We start from the raw sequence: 14,744 nt of genomic DNA, 5'->3' as shown, positions 1-14,744 counted from the left end.
TACCGGCTGAAATGTGACGGGTTTAGTTACTTCGTCTATAAAAAGAGAACGTATAGCAAAAAGAATAGGTTCAACCCGATATCATTCGAGCTTAAAATACAGTCTATCAAATGGAAGCAATCTATGCCCGGAACCCCTATAAACACTGCAATGTAGAAAGTTATTAGAACTTTCTAATTATTTCATTTTAATAATCCTGACCGGACGGAAGATTTCTGTTGATTAACGACACGAAATAAAACGCCCAATACATTGATAGAAATCATCAGACAGAAAGTCATCCCATATTGAGTAAAGTTTTTTAGGAAGAGACCGGAATAAATCTCTCACTTAACGAAGTTTATCAGTCCTGCAGCTAAACTAATAATCCTCAGACGGGTTATACCAACAGTATTCACCTATTAATAATGTATCATGGACAATAGTATTTTAATCAATAACGTTCAAATTTTCGATGGAAGCAGCGAACAGACCGGCCGGGGAAATGTGCTGGTGGTAAACAGCCGGATTAAAACCGTTTCAGAAAGTCCGATCCCTACGGACGGAATTCCCAATGTTACCATTCTTGACGGAAAGGGAAAATTCCTGATACCCGGACTAATCGACGCACACTGGCATGCTTATATGTCATGCAATACGATGATGGATCTGCTTACTGCAGACACCGCTTATACGCAGTTCAAAGCCGGACAAGAAGCTCGAGCTACCCTACTCCGCGGCTTCACAACCATCCGGGATGCAGGTGGTCCGGTCTTCGGGCTTAAACGGGCCATCGACGAAGGAATCCTTTCCGGACCACGCATTTATCCCAGTGGCTCTCTTATCTCCCAGACAGGAGGGCATGGAGATTTCCGGGCGGTATATGACGAACCCCGTCCCTTTGACTGTTGCGGACTGACGCATACCGAAAAGATGGGAGCTGCCATTATCGCCGACGGAATAGACGCCGTGACCGTCGCCGCACGCAATAATCTCCGCCTGGGAGCCAGCCAGATTAAATTGATGACAGGCGGCGGGGTAGCTTCCTTGTATGATCGGTTGGAAGATACACAGTTCTTCGAGGAAGAGATTCATGCTGCCGTTAAAGCGGCGGAAGATGCAGGAACATACGTAATGGTGCATGTCTATGTGCCCAGAGCTATTCAACGAGCTATCCATGCAGGTGTAAAAAGCATTGAGCACGGCCATCTGATTGACGAACCCACCATGCAGCTGATCGCAGAGAAAGAGATATGGCTCAGTATGCAACCCTTCACTTTAGGAGATAATCAATTCCCGACAAAAGAACAACAGGAGAAGCATGCCTTGGTAGTTCAAGGTACGGACCAAACCTATCAACTGGCAAAGAAATACAACGTCAAGCTGGCATGGGGAACAGATTTACTGTTCAATCCTGCCAACACGAAGAATCAGAATCAGGGAATCCTTAAATTAAGACAATGGTTCAGTAACTTTGAAATTCTCAAGATGGTAACACATGATAATGCGGAATTGCTGGCTCTGTCCGGTGCACGAAATCCCTATCCCGGGAAATTGGGTGTTATAGAAGAAGATGCCTGGGCAGACTTAATTCTGGTAGATGGAGACGTACTGAAAGACATTACCCTATTGGGAGATCCGGAAAAGAATTTCATAATGATCATGAAAGGAGGAGAAATATACAAGAATAGAGTCTGACAACCCTGCTCTTCGCAAATGTCACTTTATAGAGACAGTTGATACATCATACGATAAGGGCCCTGAAAGATCATACTTCCAGAGCCCTTGCGGTTTCTACTCTTACTACTCAACCACCATGATACGGTCGTTCAGCCCCACTTTCGTATTCTCCTCCACAAAAATCTCTTTCACCACCCCATCGGCCACCGAACGAATTTCGTTTTCCATCTTCATGGCAACCAGTACGCACAGCGGATCACCCTTCTTCACTTCATCTCCCTTCCTGACGTAAGTTTTCAGGATAACGCCCGGCATGGGAGCTACAACTACCTGACGCCCTACGGCATCTGCTCCGCTACGGGCATTATGTATCTTCTCGAGTTCTCCTTTCAGCTCGATCTGATAAAGTTCCCCCTTATTCATAATGGTATAAGAGGAATGGGAAGTCGGAGATATCTGTACTCCGTGCGAATGATGATTGATGATAATGGAATAGATAGAGTCACCCCCTACGTTGTAGTCCACATCATACACTTTCCCGTTAACAGCCACTTTCTTCACCGGCCCGTCTTCCAGAATCTCCACTTTATACTCGCTGTCGGGCACATCCTGTATTTTGGCATAATAAGTTGCTAATATTGTTGTCATAAGCATTCTGAGTTTAATAGTTATTGGCAGTCATTTGCAACTTGCCGTAATATTTCCAAAGCGAATCTCCTACTACCGGAAGCGTAGTGGCGCGTGAAGCAGCCTCTTTCTCTTCTTCGTAATGTTTCAGCGCAGCAGCAATCACCGCTACTGTCGGATCGGTATTCTGCCTGCGTTTCAGGTCTTCCTTATCGAAGCGCGTATCGATAAAGGTAGTATCGTACTCTCCTTTCAGGAAAGCCGCATTCTTCAACACACGCTGATGGAAAGGAATCGTAGTCTTGATACCCAGAATCTTATATTCGCGCAACGCACGGGCCATGTTCGAAATAGCCGAATCACGATTACGTCCCCAACAACAGAGCTTTGCAATCATCGGATCATAATGCAGCGAAACCTCAAATCCCGCATAAGCCGCACTGTCCAAACGGACATTACGTCCTTCGGGAGCTTCACGAACGGTTATCACCCCGGGCGAAGGCATGAAGTTATTCTCGGGATCTTCGGCATAAATGCGACATTCAATGGCAGCTCCCCGGAACTCGACATCTTCTTGCCTGTAAGGCAGACGATTGCCGGCAGCTACCAGTATCATGTCGCGTACCAGATCGACCCCGGTACACTCTTCCGTCACCGGATGTTCCACCTGCAGGCGAGTATTCATTTCCAGAAAATAAAAATTCTGGTCTTTATCCATCATGAACTCCAGCGTTCCGGCACTGTAATAATTAATCCGCTTACAGGCCTCCACTGCAACCTTCAGCATCTTGGCACGTGTTTCGGGCTTCACAAAAGGAGAAGGCGATTCTTCAATTACTTTCTGATTGCGTCGCTGAATGGAACATTCCCGTTCATAAAGATGAATTACATTTCCATATTTATCTCCCAGTATCTGTACTTCGATGTGATGGGGATTCTCGATATATTTTTCAATATAAACAGCATCGTTGCCAAACGACGTTCCGGCTTCAGACTGTGAAAGGCGCAATGCCGTCTCCATTTCTTCTTCACTGCGTACCAGACGCATACCTTTTCCACCACCCCCGGCCAGTGCTTTCAGCATGATGGGATAGCCTACTTCGGCAGCCACCTTTTTGGCTTCGGCAATGCCTTTCATCGGATCTTCCGTGCCCGGTACGATCGGTAAACCGGCTTCACGCATAATCCGGCGGGCCTCAGTCTTGATACCCATTCGGGCAATAATATCGGCACTCGGACCAATAAAGATTACCCCTTCTTCCTCACAACGACGGGCGAAGTCCGCATTCTCAGACAGAAAGCCATATCCCGGATGGATGGCAGCTCCTGTCTTTTTGGCTATTTGCAGAATCTTTTCCGGTTTCAGATAAGACGTATCTTCCGGAGAATCGGAAATACAATAAGCCTCTTCGGCATAACGCACATGCAAGGCACCCCGATCTACCCGGGTGTAGATAGCCACTGTGGCAATATTCATTACCCGGCAGGTACGGAAAATACGCATGGCTATTTCGCCACGATTCGCAACTAATATCTTTTTTATCATACGATGTTCTCCTCTGCTTTAAAGTGGAAGATTTGAATGTTTCTTAGGCGGATTAGACTGCCGCTTGTTGGCAAGCATCTCAAAACTGCGTATCAGGCGCATACGGGTTATGGCCGGATCGATCACCTCGTCCACGTAGCCCAACTCGGCAGCCCGGTAGGGGTTGGCAAACTTGCTGCGATAGTCATCCTGCAACTCTTTACGCCTGGCTTCGGTGTCGGCAGCTTTGTCAATCTCTTTATGGAAAAGAATGTTCACCGCTCCATCGGGGCCCATCACGGCTATTTCGGCAGTGGGATAAGCCAGATTCACATCTCCCCTGATGTGCTTGGAACTCATTACATCATAAGCTCCGCCATAAGCTTTACGGGCAATCACCGTAACCTTCGGCACCGTAGCTTCACAATAGGCATAAAGCAACTTGGCACCGTTGCGGATGATGCCGCCATACTCCTGATCTACCCCCGGAAGGAATCCCGGTACATCTACCAGTGTGAGCAATGGAATATTGAACGCATCGCAGAAACGGACAAAACGGGCTGCCTTAACAGAGGCATTGATATCGAGCGTTCCGGCCAATGCCAACGGCTGATTGGCCACCACCCCTATCGTCTTCCCGTTCAGGCGAATATAACCGATAACGATGTTACGGGCAAACTCTTCCTGCAATTCAAAGAAACTGTTATCGTCCGCCACTGCACGGATCATCTCTTTCATATCATACGGCTGATTAGGATTGGTAGGCACCAGATCCGACAGTTCGGGCGTAAGCCTCGTCGGAGAATCGGTAGTAGCAACAAACGGAGGCTCTTCCATATTATTTCCGGGCAGATAAGAAATCAGTTCACGAATGTAATTGATGCATTCAATATCATTTTCGGCAGAGAGGTGTGCCACCCCCGACTTCATGGTATGGACATCCGCCCCTCCCAGATCTTCTTTGCTGACTTCTTCCTGTGTCACGCTCTTCACCACATCGGGACCGGTGATAAACATATAACCGGAATTTTTCACCATCAGGATAAAATCGGTCAATGCAGGCGAATAGACCGCCCCACCCGCACACGGACCCATGATGGCACTGATCTGAGGGATGACACCGGAAGCCAAAGAATTACGCAGGAATATCTCCGCATAACCGGCCAGCGAACGGACTCCCTCCTGAATACGGGCTCCTCCCGAATCGTTCAGCCCGATGATGGGTGCTCCCATCTGCATAGCCATATCCATCACCTTACAAATCTTCTTGGCATACGTTTCGGACAATGCACCGCCAAAAACGGTGAAGTCCTGAGCAAAAACATACACAAGCCGTTTGCCGATCATACCATATCCGGTTACAACTCCATCACCGGATATTTTCTGTTTCTCCATACCGAAATCCGTACAACGATGGGTCACCAGTTTATCGAGTTCAATAAACGATCCTTTCTCCAGAAGCAGGTCGATACGTTCACGTGCCGTCAATTTTCCGACAGAATGTTGTTTCTCGATACGGGCGTCTCCACCACCTTTTTCGGCTTGCCTGTTCAACTCTTCCAGGCGATTGATAAGCTCTTTCATAGGCTATTATTTTAAAGTATATGTAAAATTAGCATGTAAAAAAGAGAACAGATGTAATCCAAGTTACAATTGCTTGTTTATTTTCACCCTCTTTCCCGAAGAAAATGAAAAGTTTGGAATCCTGACTTTATTAAGATAACAATTATTTGCTTAAAAATGTTAGCGTGCATGTCCTATAACATTATTTTGAGTATGAGTCAACAAAGTCCCCCTCTCAGACGTTTAATCTCGCAAATAGTTTATGTAAAAACCTAGACCAAAATGAAAATGAGAACAATCAAACATTTTTTAGCAGCATGCTTCCTGCTTGTATTTGCCACAAGCATACATGCACAAGAGCAGGGAACAAAAACTTATCTTCCCAAGTTCGCCATCAAAACCAATGCCCTCTACTGGGCCACCAGTACTCCGAACCTGGGATTTGAAGTAGCCTTGGCGAAAAAACTCACTCTTGATGTATCGGGCAACTACAATCCCTGGAAATTTTCCAAAGACAGACAGATCAAGCACTGGCTGGTACAACCTGAACTCCGCTACTGGCTTTGCGAACGTTTCAACGGTAGTTTTTTCGGTCTCCATGGCCATTATGCCGATGTTAACATGAGCAATCTCGACATCTTCGGGTTGGGCAACTACCGCTATGACGGCAAGATCTATGGTGCAGGTATCTCTTACGGCTACCATTGGATACTGAAAAACCGCTGGAGTATGGAAGCCACTATCGGTGCAGGATATGCCCGCCTGGACTATGACAAATACGCATGTGGCAAGTGTGGTGAAAAGCTGGGGCACAACAACAAGAATTATTTCGGACCGACCAAAGTCGGACTCAGCATCATTTATACCATCAAGTAAACGTCCCGCATTCACCGGAACCAATTATAAAAAACTAAACCAACAGTAACAATGAAAAGAAAAATCATATACTTCCTCTTGGCCCTCGCAGTAGTAATGCCGGCCAGTGCCCAGAAATTTTTTAAAGATGCCATCAGTCTATCCGATGTTTCATTATGGCAACAGGGCAATTCGCTTTATGTAGACATGAAGATCGATATGAAAAATCTGACAGTCAGTCCCGAACGTATGCTCACACTTACTCCGCTCCTGACAGACGGACAGCACAACGTAGCGCTGGAAGAGATCATCATCAACGGCAAACGCCGTCAGAAGGCTTATTTGCGCGGATTAGCCATCAGCCGCGAACTACCTGCAGGAATCGTAATTCCTTATAATAAAAGAGAAGTGCTCAACTATGCCCAGGTGATCCCTTACGAACCCTGGATGGCAAATGCTTCATTGAATCTGGTAGAAAATCTATGCGGCTGCGGCAACAACGAAGAGATGCTTGCTCAGGAGCTGATAACAAACGACGTTTCTACCGAAGCGAAACGCCTGAGTGCCATGATACCGGTAGTTGCTTATATTCAGCCGACTGTGGAGGTGGTGAAAAACCGTAGCGAACAGTATGAAGCTCACCTCGACTTTCCTGTCAGCAAAGCTGTGATCCAGCCGGAATTCATGAATAACCACAAAGAGCTGATGAACATTCATGCTATGTTCGACAAGATTCAGAATGACAAGAACCTGACAGTAACAGGAATCAGTATCGAAGGATTCGCTTCACCGGAGGGTCCGTTGAAATTCAACGAACAACTGTCGCAGAAACGTGCCGAAGCTCTGAAGAATTATCTGACTACCAACGAAAAAGTTCCCGGCAAACTTTACAAAGTAACTTTTGGTGGTGAAAATTGGGACGGATTGGTACAAGCATTGGAAAAATCGTCCATGAAGGATAAAGATAAATTTATCAGTATCATCAAGAATACGACTGACGATGCGCGCCGCAAACAGGAAATCATGCGCGTGGACGGCGGTGCTCCTTATCGCACAATGCTGAAAGAGATTTATCCGGGACTCCGCAAAGTGAACTGCAAGATAGACTACACCGTAGCCAACTTCGATGTAGAACAAGGACGGGTGGTGATAAAAGTCAACCCGAAATATCTGAGTCTGAACGAGATGTATCAGGTAGCCAACAGTTATCCGAAAGGAAGCAACGATTTTGTGAATGTATTCGACATTGCCGTACGCATGTATCCGAACGATGAAGTAGCCAACCTGAATGCCGCAGCCGTATCACTGACCAAGAAAGATCTGGAAAACGCAATCAAATATATGGATAAAGCCAACCATCAAACAGCAGAATTCATCAACAACGTAGGTGTATACAACTTCCTCAATGGAGATGTACAACGCGCCATCGCTGCCTTCAACCAAGCTGCCCAGATGGGTAACGAGGCCGCTAAAGCCAACCTACAGCAACTGCAACAGATCTTGAATATGAAGAAAAAATAAATCCCCGGTATTGGGGTGTAGCCATCCGATAAAAAGGGTGTAGCTATCCGGACCAAAGGGTGTAGCCTTTCCATGCGGAGGGCTACACCTTTTTTTATTTAACGCTATACAGCAAAAAAATAATTATTTCATCCGTCAAAACAGGTTCCGGTTTTGTTATATCAATATCTTAACTTAAACATCAACTATTAAAAACAGACAATTATGACACTGATCCTTGCCATCGTTCCGGTATTGCTCTTGATTGTATTAATGGCATTTTTTAAAATGCCGGGTGACAAAAGTAGCGTCATCTCCCTGATAGTAACTATACTGATAGCTCTTTTCGGATTCCATTATGCGGTAGATAACTTGGTATTTTCATTCGTATACGGTGCACTGAAAGCGGTTTCTCCCATCCTGATTATCATCCTGATGGCTATCTTCAGCTACAATGTATTGCTGAAAACAGAGAAGATGGAGATTATCAAACAACAATTCTCTTCCATCTCTACCGATAAAAGTATCCAGGTACTGCTCCTTACCTGGGGTTTCGGAGGGTTACTTGAAGCCATGGCAGGTTTTGGTACAGCTGTTGCCATCCCCGCCGCTATCCTGATCAGCCTGGGATTCAAACCCATCTTTTCAGCCACCGTCAGCTTGATAGCCAATAGTGTGGCTACGGCTTTCGGTGCCATAGGTACACCGGTACTGGTACTTGCCAAAGAAACCAATCTGGATGTACAGGTGCTGAGTACGAACGTCGTACTGCAACTTTCTGTACTAATGTTCCTGATACCGTTGGTACTACTCTTCCTGACCGACCCAAAAATAAAATCATTACCCAAAAACCTATTTCTGGCACTGCTGGTAGGCGCTGTATCTTTAGGTAGCCAGTACGTTGCGGCCCGATATATGGGAGCCGAATCACCGGCTATCATCGGCAGCATCTTGTCTATCGTCGTTATCGTCATTTATGGCAAACTGACTGCCCCAAAAAAAGAGAAAGCGCAGCAGAACGCACTGAAAGGGAAAGATATCCTGAATGCCTGGAGCATCTATCTGCTCATTTTACTGTTGATCATACTCACCAGCCCGCTTTTTCCGGGCCTCCGAAGTACGCTCGAAAACAATTGGGTGACACGCATCAGCCTCCCCATCAATGACTCCACCGTGAATTATACCATCGCCTGGCTGACACATGCAGGAGTGTTGCTTTTTGTAGGCACATTTGTAGGCGGTCTGATACAGGGAGCTAAAGTGAAAGAACTGTTCATTGTATTATGGAACACTGTAAAGCAGTTGAGAAAAACATTCGTTACCGTTATCTGCCTCGTAGGTCTATCCACTATCATGGATACGGCAGGCATGATTTCCGTGATTGCCACTGCACTCGCCACAGCTACCGGAAGCCTCTACCCTCTCTTTGCTCCGGTTATCGGTTGTTTGGGTACCTTCATCACCGGAAGTGATACCTCCTCGAACATCCTTTTCGGAAAGCTGCAAGCCAGCGTAGCAGGGCATATCAATGTCAGTCCCGACTGGCTATCGGCCGCCAATACGGTAGGTGCGACAGGAGGTAAAATCATCTCTCCTCAAAGTATTGCTATCGCCACATCAGCAGGCAACCAGCAAGGTAAGGAGGGAGAGATCCTGAAAGCAGCCATTCCTTATGCACTGGCTTATGTAGTCATAACGGGAATCATTGTGTATATATTCAGTTAACCATTAACGATATTGATAAAAAAGGTGTGTCGCAACTCTTATTCACCGTAGAGTTATGACACACCTTTCGTCTATTATATTAATCTATCTGATTTTTCAGAAACAGTTCATATAAAATCAGTTGACTATGATTTCTTATTTCAGATTCGTATTTGCATTCGTTTCTTTTTCAGGAATAGAATACAAATAATATATACTATTGGGCACAAACTTCGTTCCATCGGGGAAGCTGGTGAACCAATGACCTTCCGGATGATATTTTTTATAAGTACCGTTCTGTTGCCAGCAATCATATTCTTTGGCAGCTTCATCTTCGGTCAAAGCGACACGTACCACAGGACGTTGTGTACGGAGAACATCAGTAATGCCAAATCCTTCACCCCAAAGTTCACGGCGACGTTCCATCAGAATTTCATCAATCACCTGCTCCTGTTTTTTTCCGGTAAGATCATAATCGGCCAGTCCGCGGGCGTTTCTCAAAGTATTGAGCGGTTTTACGGCTTCGCCCAATTGACCTTTACGCGCCAAGGCTTCGGCAGCTATCAAATACATTTCGGCAGAACGCATGATGACAATATCGCCCGTCTGGTCGGAACGGATGCGGAACTTGCGGTATCCCAGATAACCTTCACGCATCCACTGGAACAATTCCAGACGGATATCACCTTCGGTAAAGGTGTCCTTGAAATGCGGATCGGCCATAAAACTATTGTATGAATCGGGTTCTACCACATCCAGATAATAGAAGTTATAGCTGGCATCGGACTGGCTGACAGATTGCGGATGTCCCCAGATCCACTCGGTATTCGATATATCGTTGAAGCCCATATAGTTTTTGGCATCCGTCATCAGAGTGTAACCTTTGGCAGCTTCCAATGCGGCTTTGGCGGCTTCGTCCCACTGTCCGGTAAGCAGATAAGTACGGGCCAGAAGTCCGTTTACCACATCGGTGTTAGGTTTGTATTTCGACTTGTCATTCGGACGTACATAACCGTCAAGAAGTCCTTTGGCACGGTTGAGGTCATTGATGATCTGTGTATAGATCTCTTCGAGCGTTGCCTTTCCTTTAGGTTTGGTATTCGGATTGGTCGGTTCGGTATACAACGGTACACAAAGAGCATTCTTATCTTTCAGATAGGTGAACTGATAATGCTGTGCCAAATGAAGATAACAGAAAGCACGTACGGCAAGTGCCTGTCCCTGGGCATGCCGGAACTCAAGTGTATCATCATCTCCGGTAGCTTGAATAGAAATGGCCGTATTACAGTTGTCAATGGTCTTATACATCAGATACCAGGCGAAAGTGGTACGTCCGTCGGAAGGCATCACCACGTCATTGAACTGATAAGAAGAATTAAACCCATACATAGGGCGCGAAACCACGTCGTCGGCCATCATGTCGTCCAGGCACATCAAAGCACGATAGCCGATGTTGGCATAAGTGGTACCATATTCGAATAGATTGTACCACGCACCGTTAAAGATGCGTTCGGCATTCGAAGGTACAGGTACGAGGCCGGAATCTACGGCATCTGTCGGCTTATTGTCGAGGAAGTCGCTGCTGCAACTCCCCAGGAACAAAAGGAAGAAGAGAAGGAGAAAGGAAAACTTACCTTTAGGGATCTTATCTCCGGAGGTATCACTCACGGAAGCCTCTCTCCCACCCTCTGTCCGAAGAAGAGGAGAAGAAGAGATATGTCTGTTATTGTTAAATCGTATTGTTCTCATATCATCTGTTATTTTATACTTTACTATATCTGTTATATGTGATTTATGCATGATTAAACCGGGGCGGAGCATACGATTGCAACAGCCCTTTTCCGGGGATTAAAGCCTTAGAACGAAACATTGATTCCTCCGGAAATGGAACGCATGGCCGGATAACGGTAATACGTCAGTCCACTGATATCCTGTTCGGGGTCGAGTCCCTGATTCTTCGAAACGGTAAGCAGATTATCGGCCTGCACAAACAATTGCAGGCTGTTCAGGCTGATCTTCTTTATCATCGGTTGCGGGAAGTTATACGATAGTGTGATATTCTTCATCCGCAGGAACGAGTTATTAAACAGGTTACGCGTCGAATTTGCATTCCAACTGTTCGATACGGTTTTCAGTGCCGGTACATCAGTATATCGATTCTCCGGTGTCCAACGGTTCAGAATTTCTGTCGACCAGGCACGTCCGGTAGAACTTCCGTTATGCCATAGCATAGTTACGTCACGGTCCACGATATAATTTCCGATACTATAGGCAAAAATTGTCGATAGTTCAAAACCCTTATACGAGAAAGCGGTATTAAATCCCCCGTACACTTTGGGTAAGGATGATTTGCCGGTATAGTAATAATCCGCCTGGGCATAGTCATTGGTAGTCGTACGCCCGGTGATCTTGTTATTGGCATCCTTCACATTTTTGTACCACAACGGATCACCGTTTTCCGGATCAACTCCCGCCCATTTCTTCATGTAAAAATCATAAACAGAACGTCCCACAGCCAGTTTATGAACTCCGCTCACAGGCATATCTTTCAATGGAAGGTCGGTCACGACATTCTTATAATGTGTCAGGTTAAGCCCCAATCGCCACATAAAGTCCCGGGTATGGATTAAGGTACCTTTCAGATCGATTTCAACACCGGTATTCTTCAGTTCGCCTACATTCTCGTCTACTGAATTATAACCGAGCGAGGGGGCCAGCGGACGGGAATAGAGCAAATCTTTCGAACGCCGCTGGAAGAAATCGAATGAACCGGAGAATCGGTTGTTGAACAACGAGAAGTCTATGCCGGCATTGAAGTTCAGGTTGGTTTCCCATTTCAGTTTTGGTGTAGCCAGACGATCGGATACCAACGCATTCTCTCCATTATTGCTCACCACCGAATAAAGTCCGCTGCTGGCATAATACGTTCCCAGGTTATCGTTACCCTGCGCACCATAACTGACCTTCAAAGTCAGGGCAGAAAGCCAGTCGCTCGCAGCTACCATGAAATCTTCACGGTCGATACGCCAGGAAGCACCGACGGACCAGAAATTACCCCAACGGGTTTCGGGAGCAAAACGGGAAGACCCGTCCCGCCGATACGAACCCGAGAAGAAATATTTGCTTTGATAGTCATATTGGGCATTTAGGAAATATCCCACCAACGAGTAATCTACGCGGTATCCTGTCCCTCCGGTTACCAACGAACCGACAGCCAGTTCGGGAAAATCAGGCAATGCCATGTTCGAACGGGATGCTCGCAGCACATCGTAACGGTAGGAATAGGCTTCTTGTCCGGCCAGCAGATTGAAATGATGCTCTCCGAGGGTTTTGTCATAAGTCAGGATATTATTCCAGGTCCACGAGAAAGTACGGTCGTTTTCACGGCTCGATGAACCTCCGGTGTTAACAGCCGGCCCTATTTTAGGATTGGTATAGTCGAGTGAATTATAGTTGATCAGGTCAAAGTTGAAACTGGTCTTAAACTTCAGCCCTTCGATAAAGGTAACTTCAAGGAAAGTACGTCCTGAAAATTCATCTTTCATACGTTCCGACTTATCATTGGGCAATGTGGCCGGAAGGTTCCAGTTAGCCATCGAACCGGACGGACGGTAAGAACCGAAATCATACATCCGCTGTCCTTCGGAATCCAGTTTATAGGTTCCATCTTCGTTCATCTGATAGATGGGATAGAATCCGTTCATCAAACGGCCGGCATTGATGACATTACTTGTTTTCGTATCCGATGATACGGGATAATTCTGCAAAGAGTGGGCAAAACTCATGTTCACTCCTCCCCGAAGCCACTTGGTCATCTGGCTTGTCACGTTCGAACGGAGATTAAAGCGTTCATAACCGGACTCCAACGCAATACCTTTATCATTCAGGTATCCGGCAGAGAAGTAGTATTGATTGGTTTTGCCGCCTCCTGAAACATTCAGTCCCAGTTCCGTACGAAGTGCCTGCTGCTCCATGGCATCCTGCCAGTCGAAGTTCCAGAGCGGAACGGCCCCATCCGCCAATTTTCCATCCGTACCTACCGGCTGAGGATATTTAGAGCCATAAGGATTGGGGCCGGCCCCCATCAGTTTTCCTACCAAGTCTTTAGAAGCTTTGATAGCTGCTGTCTGAGGAGTATAATTCTTTGTATCCAGTGCATATTGGTTACGCAAAGCCTCCCAATAAAGTTCGAAATACTGATCGGTGCCGATCCGGTCGTAATCACGTACCGCACGATTGGAACCACCGAAGCTGGCTTTCACGTTCACTGTAGTCTTCGAATCGCTTTGTCCCTGCTTGGTGGTGATAATAATCACACCGTTGGCTCCGCGCGAACCGTACAAAGCAGCTGAGGCCGCATCTTTCAGAACGGTCATCGATGCGATATCTTCGGGGTTGATAGAGTTCACACTACCGTCATAGGGCACACCGTCCACTACATAGAGAGGTGCACTGGATGCATTGATGGATCCGATACCGCGAATACGGATTGTGGCATCGGTACCCGGCTGACCGCTTGCGGCACTTGCCTGCAGACCGGCTACGGTTCCTTCAAGGGCACGTGATACGCTCGAGGTTTGTAACTTCGCTATCTCGTCACCTTTAACGGTAGAGGCGGCACCGGTGAAACTATATTTCTTGGCAGTGGCATAGGCTACTACCATTACTTCTTCCAATTGCTTACTGTCGGGCACCAGCTCGACATTGATCACTGAGCGTCCTCCCACTTTATGTTCCACAGATTTCAGTCCGATAAAACTGAATACCAGCGTACCATCGGACGGAACATTGATGGAATACTTGCCGTCAATACCGGTAATAGTACCGACGCCGGTTCCTTTCACTAATACCGACACACCGGGCAACGGGTCTCCTTCGGACACAACAGTGCCCGAAACACGTATGTCATTCATTGTTCCGGCACGTAATGCAACAACCGAAACGACAAAGAGCAACGTAAATAATAGACGTAAATTGGTCTTCATACCTTAAGTTTAGTTATGTTTAAATTAGAATCTTTTGTTTAACACACAATCCGGCAGATTGTTGTTAAAAGCCTTGAAATTGTTATCTTATTCTTGAAGGTGTGTCAAAAGCCACCTACATTTTTTAATTAATTTTCACGGATCATTTCCTGCTGCAAAAGTAGAGTATGGGGATTGTTCTTGAAATCCCCTTTATAAGGGATTCTTATACCGTCTTTGTGGTAGAGGAGAGGGCCCTGCTTACAAACCGATGCTATCCCTTGGTCATTCCGTAGATTCTTTGTAGCTTTGCCGCCGTCCGATGACCCGATATCACCATACGGCTT

9 protein-coding genes are annotated in these 14,744 nt (G+C 46.3%); 4 read left to right on the top strand and 5 right to left on the bottom strand.

The window, feature by feature from the left end:
* Nucleotides 1–414 precede the first annotated feature (414 nt).
* Nucleotides 415–1,677 carry a metal-dependent hydrolase family protein gene (locus BF9343_RS07490; protein WP_010992608.1) on the top strand — a complete coding sequence of 421 codons (1,263 nt, stop codon included), beginning with the start codon at nt 415–417 and terminating at the stop codon, nt 1,675–1,677.
* Between the two features lie 105 nt (nt 1,678–1,782).
* Here BF9343_RS07490 and BF9343_RS07485 read toward each other — a convergent pair whose 3' ends face one another.
* Genes BF9343_RS07485 through BF9343_RS07475 form a run of 3 tightly spaced genes read right to left on the bottom strand, consistent with a single transcriptional unit; the run spans nt 1,783 to nt 5,395 of the window.
* Nucleotides 1,783–2,307: a biotin/lipoyl-containing protein gene (locus tag BF9343_RS07485; protein WP_005786452.1), complete on the bottom strand. Its 525-nt coding sequence runs from the start codon at nt 2,305–2,307 to the stop codon at nt 1,783–1,785.
* Nucleotides 2,308–2,320: 13 nt separating this feature from the next.
* A complete protein-coding gene (gene accC, locus BF9343_RS07480) occupies nt 2,321–3,832 on the bottom strand; it encodes an acetyl-CoA carboxylase biotin carboxylase subunit (RefSeq protein WP_010992607.1) in 1,512 nt (503 codons plus the stop codon).
* Nucleotides 3,833–3,850: 18 nt separating this feature from the next.
* Nucleotides 3,851–5,395 (bottom strand): acyl-CoA carboxylase subunit beta, encoded by a 1,545-nt coding sequence (locus BF9343_RS07475; RefSeq protein WP_010992606.1) that lies wholly within the window; start codon nt 5,393–5,395, stop codon nt 3,851–3,853.
* A 267-nt stretch (nt 5,396–5,662) separates the two neighbouring features.
* On the opposite strand from BF9343_RS07475, the gene BF9343_RS07470 reads away from it, so the two are divergent.
* The 3 genes from BF9343_RS07470 (at nt 5,663) to BF9343_RS07460 (ending at nt 9,454) form a co-directional block, all read left to right on the top strand.
* Nucleotides 5,663–6,250, top strand: coding sequence for a DUF3575 domain-containing protein (locus BF9343_RS07470; protein ID WP_008768285.1), 588 nt, complete (start codon nt 5,663–5,665; stop codon nt 6,248–6,250).
* 51 nt (nt 6,251–6,301) lie between these two features.
* Nucleotides 6,302–7,750 (top strand): DUF3868 domain-containing protein, encoded by a 1,449-nt coding sequence (locus BF9343_RS07465; RefSeq protein WP_010992605.1) that lies wholly within the window; start codon nt 6,302–6,304, stop codon nt 7,748–7,750.
* Nucleotides 7,751–7,954: 204 nt separating this feature from the next.
* Nucleotides 7,955–9,454 carry an L-lactate permease gene (locus BF9343_RS07460; RefSeq protein WP_010992604.1) on the top strand — a complete coding sequence of 500 codons (1,500 nt, stop codon included), beginning with the start codon at nt 7,955–7,957 and terminating at the stop codon, nt 9,452–9,454.
* Between the two features lie 135 nt (nt 9,455–9,589).
* Here the strand turns inward: BF9343_RS07460 and BF9343_RS07455 are convergent, their stop codons facing one another.
* Together BF9343_RS07455 and BF9343_RS07450 are read right to left on the bottom strand one after the other, a co-directional pair.
* The gene (locus BF9343_RS07455; RefSeq protein WP_041926195.1) at nt 9,590–11,182 is read right to left on the bottom strand and encodes a RagB/SusD family nutrient uptake outer membrane protein; all 1,593 of its coding nucleotides are present in this window, start codon (nt 11,180–11,182) and stop codon (nt 9,590–9,592) included.
* 107 nt (nt 11,183–11,289) lie between these two features.
* A complete protein-coding gene (locus BF9343_RS07450) occupies nt 11,290–14,418 on the bottom strand; it encodes a SusC/RagA family TonB-linked outer membrane protein (protein WP_008768281.1) in 3,129 nt (1,042 codons plus the stop codon).
* Between the last annotated feature and the right edge of the window lie 326 nt (nt 14,419–14,744).

Origin of the sequence: Bacteroides fragilis NCTC 9343 (assembly GCF_000025985.1) — a bacterium.
GTDB classification, from domain to species: domain Bacteria; phylum Bacteroidota; class Bacteroidia; order Bacteroidales; family Bacteroidaceae; genus Bacteroides; species Bacteroides fragilis.
Note: the sequence above shows the minus strand (reverse complement) of the source record. Positions and strands in the feature narration are given on the sequence as shown.

What these genes read in the sequence shown, in the direction of transcription:
- BF9343_RS07450 (WP_008768281.1), bottom strand. Translation starts at nt 14,418, where the DNA reads ATGAAGACCAATTTACGTCTATTATTTACGTTGCTCTTTGTCGTTTCG.
- BF9343_RS07460 (WP_010992604.1), top strand. Translation starts at nt 7,955, where the DNA reads ATGACACTGATCCTTGCCATCGTTCCGGTATTGCTCTTGATTGTATTA.
- BF9343_RS07475 (WP_010992606.1), bottom strand. Translation starts at nt 5,395, where the DNA reads ATGAAAGAGCTTATCAATCGCCTGGAAGAGTTGAACAGGCAAGCCGAA.
- BF9343_RS07485 (WP_005786452.1), bottom strand. Translation starts at nt 2,307, where the DNA reads ATGACAACAATATTAGCAACTTATTATGCCAAAATACAGGATGTGCCC.
- accC (WP_010992607.1), bottom strand. Translation starts at nt 3,832, where the DNA reads ATGATAAAAAAGATATTAGTTGCGAATCGTGGCGAAATAGCCATGCGT.
- BF9343_RS07470 (WP_008768285.1), top strand. Translation starts at nt 5,663, where the DNA reads ATGAGAACAATCAAACATTTTTTAGCAGCATGCTTCCTGCTTGTATTT.
- BF9343_RS07455 (WP_041926195.1), bottom strand. Translation starts at nt 11,182, where the DNA reads ATGAGAACAATACGATTTAACAATAACAGACATATCTCTTCTTCTCCT.
- BF9343_RS07490 (WP_010992608.1), top strand. Translation starts at nt 415, where the DNA reads ATGGACAATAGTATTTTAATCAATAACGTTCAAATTTTCGATGGAAGC.
- BF9343_RS07465 (WP_010992605.1), top strand. Translation starts at nt 6,302, where the DNA reads ATGAAAAGAAAAATCATATACTTCCTCTTGGCCCTCGCAGTAGTAATG.